At 40.1% G+C, this 12,432-nt stretch carries 12 protein-coding genes; 8 read left to right on the top strand and 4 right to left on the bottom strand.

The window, feature by feature from the left end:
- Positions 1–104 precede the first annotated feature (104 nt).
- The gene (locus tag AC6H1S_RS18700) at positions 105–1,739 is read left to right on the top strand and encodes an Ig-like domain-containing protein (protein ID WP_497564593.1); all 1,635 of its coding nucleotides are present in this window, start codon (positions 105–107) and stop codon (positions 1,737–1,739) included.
- A 5-nt stretch (positions 1,740–1,744) separates the two neighbouring features.
- Here AC6H1S_RS18700 and AC6H1S_RS18695 read toward each other — a convergent pair whose 3' ends face one another.
- Both AC6H1S_RS18695 and nadB read right to left on the bottom strand, forming a co-directional pair.
- Positions 1,745–2,254 carry a gamma carbonic anhydrase family protein gene (locus AC6H1S_RS18695; RefSeq protein ID WP_497564592.1) on the bottom strand — a complete coding sequence of 170 codons (510 nt, stop codon included), beginning with the start codon at positions 2,252–2,254 and terminating at the stop codon, positions 1,745–1,747.
- 68 nt (positions 2,255–2,322) lie between these two features.
- Complete coding sequence (gene nadB / locus AC6H1S_RS18690; RefSeq protein ID WP_497564591.1) at positions 2,323–3,909, bottom strand: L-aspartate oxidase; 1,587 nt, start codon at positions 3,907–3,909, stop codon at positions 2,323–2,325.
- A 517-nt stretch (positions 3,910–4,426) separates the two neighbouring features.
- On the opposite strand from nadB, the gene nadA reads away from it, so the two are divergent.
- From nadA to AC6H1S_RS18670, 4 genes are read left to right on the top strand one after another with little or no spacing between them, the layout of a single operon-like run.
- Entirely contained in the window at positions 4,427–5,419 is a 993-nt protein-coding gene (gene nadA, locus AC6H1S_RS18685) for a quinolinate synthase NadA (RefSeq protein WP_497564590.1), read from the top strand.
- 27 nt (positions 5,420–5,446) lie between these two features.
- Positions 5,447–6,487, top strand: coding sequence for a thiamine-phosphate kinase (gene thiL, locus AC6H1S_RS18680; protein WP_497564589.1), 1,041 nt, complete (start codon positions 5,447–5,449; stop codon positions 6,485–6,487).
- Positions 6,488–6,527: 40 nt separating this feature from the next.
- Positions 6,528–7,097: a hypothetical protein gene (locus AC6H1S_RS18675; protein WP_497564588.1), complete on the top strand. Its 570-nt coding sequence runs from the start codon at positions 6,528–6,530 to the stop codon at positions 7,095–7,097.
- Positions 7,098–7,151: 54 nt separating this feature from the next.
- Positions 7,152–7,949, top strand: coding sequence for an alpha/beta hydrolase (locus AC6H1S_RS18670; protein ID WP_497564587.1), 798 nt, complete (start codon positions 7,152–7,154; stop codon positions 7,947–7,949).
- Between the two features lies 1 nt (position 7,950).
- On the opposite strand, the gene AC6H1S_RS18665 is transcribed toward AC6H1S_RS18670, so the two are convergent.
- Positions 7,951–9,234, bottom strand: a complete 1,284-nt coding sequence (locus AC6H1S_RS18665; protein ID WP_497564586.1) for a DNA recombination protein RmuC — start codon at positions 9,232–9,234, stop codon at positions 7,951–7,953.
- Positions 9,235–9,355: 121 nt separating this feature from the next.
- Between AC6H1S_RS18665 and AC6H1S_RS18660 the strand changes: the two genes are divergently transcribed.
- The gene (locus AC6H1S_RS18660; RefSeq protein WP_497564585.1) at positions 9,356–9,970 is read left to right on the top strand and encodes a hypothetical protein; all 615 of its coding nucleotides are present in this window, start codon (positions 9,356–9,358) and stop codon (positions 9,968–9,970) included.
- Between the two features lie 86 nt (positions 9,971–10,056).
- On the opposite strand, the gene AC6H1S_RS18655 is transcribed toward AC6H1S_RS18660, so the two are convergent.
- Entirely contained in the window at positions 10,057–11,199 is a 1,143-nt protein-coding gene (locus AC6H1S_RS18655; RefSeq protein ID WP_497564584.1) for an NAD(P)/FAD-dependent oxidoreductase, read from the bottom strand.
- 82 nt (positions 11,200–11,281) lie between these two features.
- Between AC6H1S_RS18655 and AC6H1S_RS18650 the strand changes: the two genes are divergently transcribed.
- Together AC6H1S_RS18650 and AC6H1S_RS18645 are read left to right on the top strand one after the other, a co-directional pair.
- Positions 11,282–11,977, top strand: coding sequence for a zinc metallopeptidase (locus tag AC6H1S_RS18650; protein ID WP_199137942.1), 696 nt, complete (start codon positions 11,282–11,284; stop codon positions 11,975–11,977).
- A gap of 160 nt (positions 11,978–12,137) precedes the next feature.
- The gene (locus tag AC6H1S_RS18645) at positions 12,138–12,431 is read left to right on the top strand and encodes a hypothetical protein (RefSeq protein WP_199137940.1); all 294 of its coding nucleotides are present in this window, start codon (positions 12,138–12,140) and stop codon (positions 12,429–12,431) included.
- Position 12,432: the final 1 nt, after the last annotated feature.

The following is a 12,432-nucleotide window of genomic DNA, read 5'->3' as shown; positions in this document are numbered from 1 at the left end:
TAATTATAAAATTACAGACTTCATTAAAAGCGATATAAGCGATTTTTAAATATTTTTAATATAATCGTTCCAAAATGAGGTAAAAATCAACAGAGGTCCTATAAATGCCGAAAAACGCAAAGCATTCAAAAAATCAGATTTTATACCTGGGTATTTTTCTAACTTCCCTTATTTTGGGCTGTGCCACCATGAGAACTCCTGAAGGTGGACCCAGAGATAAGAATCCACCCAAGGTTTTGAAAATGGAACCAAAAAATTTGACCACCAATTTCAACACCAAGAAAATCGTAATAGAATTTGACGAATACATCAAACTCAACAACGAGTTTAAGGAATTTTCGATTTCACCCGAACAGGAAAAACCACCGGTACTCAAAGCCAAGCTCAAGCGCCTGGAAGTTACGCTTCAGGACAGTCTCGAAAAAAACACTACTTATACCTTAAATTTTGGTAAGGCTATTACCGATGTAAACGAAGGAAATATCCTGAAGAATTTTACCTACGTGCTTTCTACCGGTCCTACCCTTGATTCGTTGAGCATTAGTGGCAAGGTAAGAAATTCGCTCACCGGTGCGCCCGAAATAGATGCTACTGTTTTTATTTTTCCTTTAGAACGCGATAGTTTATTTGGCAAAAAGAAACCTTCTATTTTTACCGCCACCGACAGTAGCGGCAACTATAAACTAAACAACCTTAAAAAAGGATCATATAAAATCTACGCACTAAAGGAAAAAAGCGGTGACAGGATTTACCAGCAACTTAATGACGAAGTTGGTTTTATCAAAACGCCTTTGGTATTGGATAAAAACAATTTAGATAGCATCAACCTCCAAATATTTAAGGAATTGGCCGTTAATTTTAGGGTGCTGGATAAAAAGCTAAACAACGACGGTAGCATCAGCATGACTTTTAACCAGCAACTCAAAAAGCCCGAGCTTACTGTAACCGAGCCTGCCAATATAGACCTCAATAAGAAGGTAAAATTTAACAAAACCAACGACTCAGTTAAGGTTTGGCTTACCGATATGGGTTTCGATTCGGTTAAGATTGCTATTAAAGATGAAGGCAAATTACTGGAAACCGAAAAATTTACCCGTGGAAAAAGGGATACCTACAGCCGAAGCATACAGGCTACAGACAATTTGGAATCCAATTCACTTAATCCTTACAAGCCTTTGCAGCTTCATTTTAACCTACCTATAGAGAATATTGATATTAGTAAGGTAACTTTATTGGAGGATTCTATTCCGCGCAAAGGTTTTACCCTTACCAAAGACAGTACCGATATATTAAGCTATAATGTGGGCTATAAATGGCAGAAGAAGGAAGAATACATATTGGTATTTGCCGAGGGCGCCATTACAGGTATTTTCAATACCAAAAACAAGGAAATAAGAAAGAGTTTTAAGCTTGGCAGCGCTGATGATTATGGCACTTTAACCTTAAAGGTAGAAGTTCCAGACACCTCAAAAAACTATATATTACAGCTGGTTAACGAGAAAAAAGACCAAGTAGTGTATAGCGAAAGCCTGCGCCAGAACAAGACCGTTATTTTCAGCAAATACAGACAAGGCATTTATTACATCAGGGTAGTTTACGACACCAACAAAAATGGCATTTGGGACACCGGAAATGTATCGAAGGGCCTGCAACCAGAAAAAATTTGGTACGAACCCCAAGAACTTTCCATTAAAGCCAACTGGGACCGCAATGCCGTAGTAACCATTCCGAAAGAATAAATAGGTTACCTGAACCAGTCTGAATACATGATATAATTATCTGGTAATTTCTTTAATAAAGCCTTTTGCTCATCGGTAAGAGGCTTTATCTTTTTGGCAGGCATGCCTGCATACAAAAATCCGCTTTCGCAGATGGTATTTTCCAAAACCACTGCTCCTGCGGCTATAATGCAGCATTCTTCAACCACTGCATGGTCCATTACAATAGCTCCCATACCAATCAGCACATGGTCTTTTACCTCACAGCCATGAACAATGGCATTGTGGCCTACTGAAACCCTGTTGCCAATGTGCGTACTTGCCTTTAAATAGGTGGCATGGATAACAGCTCCATCCTGTATATTGGTGTCGTTGCCTATGGTGATGGTATTTACATCTCCCCTGATTACGGCATTGAACCAAACCGAGCAGTTATCGCCCATGGTTACATCGCCAACTATGGTGGCATTAGGTGCAATAAAACTGTTGTCGCCCCACTTCGGGTGGATATCTTTAACTGGTAAAATAACTGGCATTTGTTGTTGGATTTGAGATGTGAGTATTAAGCTATGATAACTGAAAATTTCGAGCTGAAAACTGCAAACTAAATAATTGTATCCACCAATTGATCGGCATGATACGGGTAATCGGTGGTATAATGCAATCCCCGGCTTTCTTTCCTGGCCTTGGCCGATTTGATGATCATATAGGCCACCTGGATCACATTGCGCAGTTCGCATAGCTTAACGGATACCTTGTTGGCCTTATAAAATTCTTCTGTTTCTTCAAACAAGAGATATAAACGACGCATAGCACGATCTAGCCTAAAATCAGAACGCACAATACCCACATAATCGCTCATGATCTTTTGGGTTTCGCGCAGGTTGTGCGTTACCAAAATATCTTCGTTTGATTGGGTTACGCCATGCGCATCCCAGTCTGGAATATTGTCTGGAATTACATTATTTTTATAGTTCTCGATGGCCGATACAAAAATGCGATGTGCAAAAACCGTAGCTTCTAACAATGAATTGGATGCCAATCGGTTAGCACCATGTAATCCGGTAGACGATACTTCTCCACAAGCATAGAGGTTATTGATCGATGATTTTCCATATTCGTCAACCATAATGCCACCACACATGTAATGCGCCGCAGGAGTAACCGGAATAAAATCTTTGGTCATGTCAATACCAATCGACAGGCATTTGGCATAGATGTTAGGAAAATGGGTCAGAATATCTGCCTTTTTTCTCATGGTAATGTCCAGGTATACAAAATCATCGCCCGATTTTTTCATTTCGGCATCTATGGCACGAGCTACAATATCGCGTGGAGCCAATGAACCCCGTTTATCATACTCATACATAAATTCTTCGCCATTTCTTCTTCTCAATACGCCACCAAATCCACGAACCGCCTCAGAAATCAGAAAGGAAGGATATTCGCCAGGATTATACAAAGCGGTGGGATGGAACTGTATAAATTCCATGTTTCTGATCTTACCTTTAGCCCGATAAACCATTGCCATGCCATCGCCTGTGGCTATAACCGGATTGGTGGTAGTCGAATATACATGACCGGCACCACCCGATGCCATTACCGTAACACTTGCCAATATCTTTTCCACATCGTTAAGTTCTGTGTTAAAGGCATATATACCGTAACAGTTAATATCTTCACTGCTCTTATCCACATGCACACCCAGGTGATGTTGGGTAATCAGCTCCAAACAGAAGTAATGTGTTAATATCTCTATGTTCTTATTCTCGTGTATTTGCTTCAATAAAACACTCTCAATTTCATAGCCGGTAATATCTTTATAGTGCAAAACCCGATGTTCGGAATGTCCGCCTTCCTTAGCCAGATCGAAGAAGCCAGAAGTATTTTTATCAAAGTTAATCCCGTAATCTATAATCTCTTGGATGCGTTGCGGACCTTCTTTCACCACGATTTCCACAATCTTTTCATCGCACAATCCATCGCCGGCAATCAGGGTATCTTCTATATGTTTTTCGAACGAATCGGACTCGTCAACTACCACTGCCACACCGCCTTGAGCATATTTGGTATTGGATTCGTCTTCGTTTGATTTGGTTACGATCAGTACCTTTCCATACTGCGCCGCCTTTAGGGCGAAACTCAATCCGGCAATGCCCGATCCGATCACCAAAAAATCTACTTTCTTCATTAAATTAACGTTATTCAAGCAATTGTTAACAATTTCAACATTAATGTTGGTAGCCTGTCTAAATAAAACCAACAAAATTATTTGGATGTTTAAAGCTAAGGCAAAATCGCAATTTGACACAATCTTTTGCATAATTTTTGAGCAGCTTTATATAGTTTATTAACTTTTTACACACCCGTTAAGAATACACATTTTAATATTGATAAATTTATAGGTCTAAAAATACCACACTGAAAATCAAGCTCTAATTAAAATAAAAAAGCAGGATAAATGTTGGTAAGTATGTGATAAGTTATTTTCGACAAGATTTTAGGAGAATTTCTTCACAATACCAACATCCTAATAAACAACAAGATTCTTTTTATAAAAAGTAATTATGATTTATTGATGCGTTGAAAGCTGCGTATCTTTGGGTTCGATTAATGGCAGCAGGAGTAAATGACAGCATGAATGAATGAAACAAATTTTGGATAAAAATCATTCGGAATTCAATCATTCAACAATTAAAAACAAAACAATGGATATTATAGAAGAACTGAGCATCAAGGGCTTTGTAGAAGAAGAGATAGATCCAACGCTTGATCTTTTTGAAGAGATTGAGAAACTGAAAAAGGAAAAAAATGCCATTATATTGGCACATTATTACCAAGAACCTGATATACAGGATATTGCCGATTACATTGGCGATAGCTTGGGCTTGTCGCAGGAAGCAGCGAAAACCGAAGCCGATGTGATTGTGTTTGCGGGGGTTCATTTTATGGCTGAAACTGCCAAGATCCTATCGCCCAACAAAAAGGTTTTATTGCCCGACTTAAAAGCAGGTTGTTCTTTGGCCGACAGTTGTCCGCCGCACCTGTTTAAAAAATTCAAGGAAAAATATCCCGATCATATCGTCATTACCTATGTAAACTGTACGGCAGAACTCAAAGCCTTGAGCGATATCGTTTGTACATCAACCAATGCGGTACAGATTGTAGAAAGCTTGCCTAAAGACCAGCAGATTATTTTTGGTCCGGATAAAAACTTGGGGGCCTGGGTGGCAAAGAAAACCGGTCGCAATTTGGTATTGTGGAACGGAGCCTGTATGGTGCACGAAATTTTCTCGAGAGAAAAGATTACCAAACTTAAAGAGCGCCATCCTCATGCGCAGTTTATTGCCCATCCGGAGTGTGAAGAGGCTGTTTTGGCTATGGCCGATTATATCGGATCGACTACCGGATTGCTTAAATATGCCATTAACAGCGATGCCAAAGAGTTTATCGTAGCTACAGAGAGTGGCATTATCCACCAAATGGAAAAGGCCTGTCCGGATAAAACCTTTATTCCGGCACCGCCAAACAATACCTGTGCCTGCAACGATTGCGCGTATATGAAAAGAAATACACTCGAAAAACTGTATTTGTGTATTAAAAATGGCTTGCCAGAGGTAAATGTTCCGGCCGATATTATTGTGGAGGCTCGTAAACCGATTGAAAGGATGTTGGAAATTTCGGCCAAGCTGGGATTGTAATACCGTATTGTTAAGAAAGAAAAAATTATGTTTGAAAATAAAGAGCGTACCGATATTGCCGAACTGGGTGAATTTGGATTGATCAAGCACCTGACTCAAAACTTTAAAATACAGCACGAAAGCAGCGTTAAAGGTGTGGGCGATGATGCCGCTGTGCTCGATTTTAGCGATCAGCAGGTCTTGGTTTCTACCGATCTGCTGTTGGAAGGCATCCATTTTGACCTGGCCTATGTGCCACTGATCCATTTGGGTTACAAAGCCGTACAGGTAAACCTGAGCGATATTTATGCCATGAACGGCGTAGCTACCCAGATTACGGTTTCTATCGGCATTTCGAGCAAATTTCCTTTAGAAGCGGTAGAAGATATTTACAAAGGCATTGAACTGGCCTGCAATAAATTTAACATCGATTTGATAGGTGGCGATACTTCTTCGAGCAAGCAAGGGTTGGTGATTAGCATTACCAGTATCGGACATGCCAAAAAAGAGGATATCTGCTATAGAAACGGTGCGCAGGAAGGCGATTTGCTATGTGTATCGGGCGATTTGGGTGGTGCTTATGTAGGTTTGCAGATTTTGGAGCGTGAAAAACTTATCTTTTTGGAAAATCCGCAGATACAGCCCGATTTGGAAGGCAAGGATTATATCATTGAACGCCAATTGAAGCCAGAAGGCAGGCGGGATGTGGTTGATTTATTGGCCCAGCTGAAAATCAAACCTACGTCGATGATTGATGTATCTGATGGCTTGGCTTCTGAAATTTTGCATATCTGTACCCAGTCTGATAAAGGCTGCACCATTTACGAAGACAAATTGCCTATTGATCCGGTAACTTACGAAACCGCCCGAGAATTGGGCTTGGATCCGACGGTATGTGCCTTAAACGGTGGCGAAGACTACGAGTTGTTATTCACCATCAAACAAGCTGATTACGAGAAAATCAAAAACGATGTGGATATCAGTATTATTGGACACATCACCGACAAAAATTCGGGTTGCCGGATGATTTCAAAATCGGATGTAGTTCACGAATTGAAAGCCCAGGGCTGGAATGCTTTTAAGAAATAAAGCGCAATTTGTTATTTTTTAACAGGTATCAACCGAATCAATGAGCGTATTATTCAAAAAGCATAAAAACTTGATTCCCCTTATTATTTTAGGGTTATGCTGTATTTATACTTTCCTGAATTCTTATTTCAATAGCTATGAAGCAAGTGACGGTTCAGTTTATTTCTATTCGCTCAAACTGGAGCATTATTTGGCTTTAGCGGCACTTGTTATTGATTTTCTGGTCTATTTCCTTTGGAAAAGCTATTTCAGATATGTGGTCATTCTTACACTTGTGTTGGGTTTGTTCAATGTATTGATCTATTTGCCTATCAATATTAACATTGTTTTTATTGTCTCTTTTCAGGCCCTTTCTTTTATGATGGGCTTGTTCTATATTTTTTTGAACTATGGCTCTATCTACAAAAAAGGGATCTCGAAGGCTGAACAAATAGATATGGGCAAGATTGAAAAATTGAAACTTAAATATCTTGAAATGACCAATGAGGAATTAAAGGAAATTAATGAAGATAAGAGATTTACAGCCGAAGCTAAGATGGCAGTTGAGGAGGTAATTAAGGAGAGAAAGAAGGTTGAAAACGATAAGATTACAAATGATTTTTTTAGCTAAAAGCATTTAAAAATCTATATGGCCTTTAGTATTATTATATTAAGATCTAAATCATTGAAAAAGCTAATCAACCTGGTTTGTTTACTGTTAACTGTAAGTCTGACCTCGGCACAGACTCCTTTTGTACTGGGTAAAGTTGAAAAAATCAAATCGACCTTGCTTAAGGAAGAAAGAACCCTGAATATTTATCTGCCTGAAGGCTACAATGCAAAATCACTCGAAAAATATCCTGTAATTTATCTTTTAGACGGATCGGCTAATGAAGATTTTATCCATGTAGTTGGCGTAGTCCAGTTTTTGGGCATGATCGAATTTATGCCTAAAGCTATTGTGGTAGGCATTGCCAACGTAGATAGAAAGAGAGATTTTACTTTTCCCACTACTGTAAGCGAAGACAAAAAGGATTTTCCAACCACGGGAAGTTCGGCTGCCTTTATTGATTTTTTAGCCAAGGAACTGCAGCCCTTTATCGAAAAAAGGTATCGCGTAGGTAATAAAACCCTCATTGGCCAATCGCTGGGTGGTTTGTTGGCTACCGAAATTTTCTTAAAAAAAACCGATTTATTCGATAATTACATCATTGTAAGCCCGAGTTTATGGTGGGATAAAGAATCGCTGTTAAACCAGGCGCCTGGTTTATTGGCTAAGCAGGTTGATGGCAAACAGGTGTATCTGGCTGTAGGCAACGAGCATAAACAAATGGTAGCCGAAGCCGAAAAATTTGGAAATTTGCTTAAGAAAGCAAAGGTCCACTCAAAGTTCGAATACCTAGAAAAGGAAGACCATTTAACCATTTTACACCATGCAGTTTACAATGGTTTACAAGTTTTATTTCCCCAAAAAACCAATTAACTTAATGGTCTGTTGTAGGATCATTACCTAAAAACCTGGGATCGATTTGTTTGCCAGATTTGGTTTTGGCACCTAGTTTCTTGATTTTTTCGGCTTTACCAATCAGGTTACCACTGCCATATTGCAGTTTTTTAAAGGCATCTTCATGAGCCTTTTGGGTCAGGTCTATATGTTTGCCTATTTTTTCCATATCGGCCAAAAAGCCAACAAATTTATCGTAAAGTGCACCGGCTTCTTCGGCAATTTCAAAAACGTTTTTGTTTTGGCGGTCTACTTTCCAAATGCTGGCAATGGTACGCAAAGTAGCCAACAGCGTGGTCGGACTTACAATGACCACTTTTCGGTCCCAGGCATAATTGAACAATTCGGTATCGGCTTGTAGGGTCACGCTAAACGACGATTCGATTGGCATAAAGAGCAATACAAAATCAGGAGAATTGATTTGATAAAGGTTTTGGTAGTTTTTGCCGGCCAATACATCAATATGGTTTTTGATAGAAAGCAGGTGCTGCTTAAGGCTGATTAATTTTTCTTCTTCGCTTTCGGCATTCACTAAACGCTCGTAGGCAACCAACGAAATTTTAGCGTCTACAATCAAATGTTTTTCGTCGGGCAGGTCAATGACCACATCGGGTTGCAAACGCGCGCCTTCGGCGCTATTTAGGCTTGCCTGGATGCGGTATTCCCTATCCTTGATGAGGCCCGAACGTTCCAGGATCCTTTCGAGGATAACCTCGCCCCAGTTACCCTGTCTTTTATTGTCGCCTTTGAGGGCTCTGGTTAGGTTGTTGGCATCGCTTTGGATCTGTTTACTCTGATCCATCAGCTGAAAAATAACGCCTTTTAAATGGTTTCGTTCGGCCGCTTCGGCTTGGTAAACCTTATCTACTTTTTCTTCGAAGGATTTGATGTTGGCTTTGAGCGGATTTAAAATGGTATCGAGGTTGATTTGGTTCTGTGCAGTGAACTTGGCTGTTTTTTCGTCGAGGATTTTATTGGCCAGGTTGGCAAATTCCAAGCTGAATTTTTGTTGCAGCTCTTCCAGGTTTTTGCCTTGTTCGGCCAGTTTATCGCGGTAAGAATGAGCTAAGGCTTCGGCTTTGATAAAGTTGGCTTTTTCTTCGCTGAGGCGCTCACGCAAGTCGTTGTTTTCGTCTTGCAGGCGCTGGTTCTCCGTCTTGAAAAAATTCAAGGTTTCATTGGCTTGTGTATTCGGTTTTTTGAATAAAATAATAAATAATACGATTAGAATTACGACCAATAAAGCTATACCTACAAGTTCCATTTTGCTAATATTTTTATCAAAATTATGAAAATAAAAATAATTTTGCTAATGGATTACTATCGGATAATTACTTAACTATTGACAGATTTGCTTTGTATATTAGTCCATAAAAATCAACGCGATGAGATTGATATTTGGTTTATGTATTTTGATATTGGTTTCGTCTGCTGTTTTTGCGCAAAGACGGAAGGAGCCACCACCTGTAGGTGAAACCCCATTATCGGCAAAATACATATTTGGCAAAAAATATAACCTGAGTTTTTCAAAACGTTTGTTGAAATATCCATTCAATAAAGCTACTCAAATCCAATTGGTTTCATTTAACGGAAATGGCGGTCAGAGGCAACCCCAAGACAAGATTAAGGAGGATATGCCACAAATGTGGATGAATATTTGTACCAAACCATTTCAAGAGCGAAAAACACTAACGCTTAGGCAAATAGATAGGTTATCAGCTATTATATATAATTATGGTTATATCAAAGCACCAGAAATTGTAGAGCTAACTAAGTGCTATGAACCTAGAAACGGTATTCTCTTTTTAGATGTTAATGGTAAGGTATTCGAATTTATAGAAATCTGCTTCAGTTGCCGATATAATATACTGAGTTGGGGAAAAATGGGAAATGAAGATTTTGAAAGGCCTAAATTCGATCTTATTAAAAATTTCTTTACATCGGTGGGTATTGAATATGGAATTACTAAAAAGTTCAATAACCAAATGATCGACAATTGATGGCTGTTAATCTTTTTAAGCACCAAATGCATAGCGTTCAGACCTCAAGAAAATTAATGGGATAAATCCGTGGCTATCCAAATAGATTAAAGACTTTGCAACACCAGGGCAGCAGCCTCCTGTCCGGTTTGGGTACCTATGGCAATGCCCATACCGTTGCAGCGCACCGCGCAAAATACATTGGGTTTTACTTCTTCAATAATAGGCGATAGCTCCGGGCCAAAAGCCATAATGCCACTCCATTTGTATTCGAGTTCGAAAGGGGTGTCGGGTAAGATAACTTCTTTGAGCAGCTTCTCTAGAGCTTCTTGAACCAAAGGCGTTTCTCCAAAATCAGTGGTTTCTTCAGCTTTGAAATCAAGGTTACGCCCACCGCCCAGCAATACCCTGTTGGCGATATTTCTGAAGTAGTAAAAGCCCTTATCATAATGGAAGGTTCCTTTAAGCTTCAGGTTCGGAATAGGCTGGGTTACTACAACCTGCCCGCGGCCGGGTACCAAGGCTAAATCTGGCCAAAGCGCCTTGGCAAAGGCATTGGTACACATTAGTATTTTTTTGCTTTTAAATTGGCCTTGATTGGTTTGGAGCACGACATGGCTGGCTTCATGTTCAATCGAGTTGACGGCGCAATTGTTCAGCACCGATATGCCCAAGGAATTGGCTAGGGCCAACAGAGATTTCATCATCATGCCTGGATTAAGTTGCCCCTCGAGCTTGTTTTCGATAAATAGGCTTACATCTTTCAAACCAAATATGCCAATTTTACCATTGTTAAGGCCAAATACGTCACTTTCTAGGACAATATCTTTAATTAAAGCATTAAAATGGCTTATTTTTGATACACAATTGTTGGCCAGTTGTTGTTGACTGGGCATAAATAATTCGTAACCCCCAAAGTTGTAAAAATCAAGGCTTTTGTCGCCTAACAATTTACGCAGTTTCAAGAGGCCCTGCCACCGCTTGGCAATGAGTTGGTGCAGGCCATCGGTACCACTAAGCTTTTCTTGTTCAATGAGCTCAGAAATGCTTCCGAAGCAGGCAAAACCAGCATTTTTGGTGCTGGCTCCACTAGGTAAAAAACCGCGTTCCAATACCAGTACACTAAGCCCAGGTTGTGCGGTTTTTATGGCAATGGCAGCATTTAAACCTACTATGCCACTGCCTACTATCACGATATCGGCATGGAAGAAATTTTGCTGTTCCCAGTATGATAAGCCCTGCTGCATCATTAAATGTAATGTAAATTTTTCATGATGCTTAAATATGGGAACGCTTTTTGTTTTAAGCAAGCCGAAACATACATATAGCGATATGGGAACCTATTTAATTTTAATCATCCCGGTACTGTTATTGAGCATGTTTGTGCAGTGGCGATTTAGGAATAAATTTTCAAAATATGCCGAGATGCAACTCAATTCGGGTTTATCGGGAAAAGAAGTGGCTGAGAAGATGTTGGCAGATAACGGCATCTACAATGTGAAAGTGATGAGTTTGGAGGGACAGTTAACAGACCATTATAATCCTGCAAGTTATACCGTAAATTTAAGCACCGACGTTTATTACGGACGGAGCGTAGCCGCCGCTGCTGTGGCGGCCCACGAGTGCGGACATGCGGTACAACATGCCAAATCATACCACTGGCTACAGTTGCGCTCCAATATGGTGCCTGTAGTGAGTATTTCATCAAACCTTTTGCAATGGGTATTATTGATCGGCGTTTTGCTGATTGGTTTTACCGGAAATCCGATTGTACTGGGTATAGGGGTAGCCGGATTGGCTATTGTAACGCTGTTTAGCATTATTACCCTACCTGTAGAATTTGATGCCAGCAATAGGGCGTTGGTGTGGCTAAAAAACAACAGCAGCGTTATGTACACCGACGAGGAAAACGTACAGGCAAAAGATGCACTTTGGTGGGCGGCCATGACCTATGTGGTTGCGGCGCTAGGTGCCCTGGCCAATCTTTTGTACTACGCATCGATGCTGTTTGGCAGAAGCAGGGAATAGCATTCAAGCACAATGAAACTGAAGAAGGACGGCAAATGGCCGTCCTTTTTTTTGCGCCTTCTTTTTTAAATTGATGAACAAAAGATCGATTTTTGGCTAACAATTTGTCGGCAAGAATCTATCTTAGTCATCAATCTACACCAACGAAACAAAAAAGAGCATGCAGCATATCATTAACCAGGTATTTGAAATAGAAAACAAGATCAAGGAAACCGACAAAGCGCTGTTTACGCGTAATTTTGAGCGGCTGTATCACGAGTTTGAACAAGAGGGCTTCATGGTCATCAATCCGTTGGGGCAGCGCTACGATGAAAGAGATGTAGCTATAGAGGCCAATATTCTCAACGAAAACGGAAGCGACCTCAAAATAACCAAGGTGCTTAAACCAACCATCTATAAACAGGAAGGAACGCACAGGGCGTTGGTTCAGAAGGCGGTTGTAATTGTAGAATAAG

This window comes from Pedobacter sp. TM02, assembly GCF_059705275.1.
The sequence above is the reverse complement of the archived record's forward strand: the minus strand, read 5'-3'. Positions and strand labels throughout refer to the sequence as shown.

Coding starts and splice junctions, on each gene's coding strand:
- nadB (WP_497564591.1), bottom strand. CDS start 3,909: ATGAAGAAAGTAGATTTTTTGGTGATCGGATCGGGCATTGCCGGATTG.
- AC6H1S_RS18665 (WP_497564586.1), bottom strand. CDS start 9,234: ATGGAACTTGTAGGTATAGCTTTATTGGTCGTAATTCTAATCGTATTA.
- thiL (WP_497564589.1), top strand. CDS start 5,447: ATGTTTGAAAATAAAGAGCGTACCGATATTGCCGAACTGGGTGAATTT.
- AC6H1S_RS18675 (WP_497564588.1), top strand. CDS start 6,528: ATGAGCGTATTATTCAAAAAGCATAAAAACTTGATTCCCCTTATTATT.
- AC6H1S_RS18660 (WP_497564585.1), top strand. CDS start 9,356: ATGAGATTGATATTTGGTTTATGTATTTTGATATTGGTTTCGTCTGCT.
- AC6H1S_RS18695 (WP_497564592.1), bottom strand. CDS start 2,254: ATGCCAGTTATTTTACCAGTTAAAGATATCCACCCGAAGTGGGGCGAC.
- AC6H1S_RS18645 (WP_199137940.1), top strand. CDS start 12,138: ATGCAGCATATCATTAACCAGGTATTTGAAATAGAAAACAAGATCAAG.
- AC6H1S_RS18700 (WP_497564593.1), top strand. CDS start 105: ATGCCGAAAAACGCAAAGCATTCAAAAAATCAGATTTTATACCTGGGT.
- nadA (WP_497564590.1), top strand. CDS start 4,427: ATGGATATTATAGAAGAACTGAGCATCAAGGGCTTTGTAGAAGAAGAG.
- AC6H1S_RS18655 (WP_497564584.1), bottom strand. CDS start 11,199: ATGATGCAGCAGGGCTTATCATACTGGGAACAGCAAAATTTCTTCCAT.
- AC6H1S_RS18650 (WP_199137942.1), top strand. CDS start 11,282: ATGGGAACCTATTTAATTTTAATCATCCCGGTACTGTTATTGAGCATG.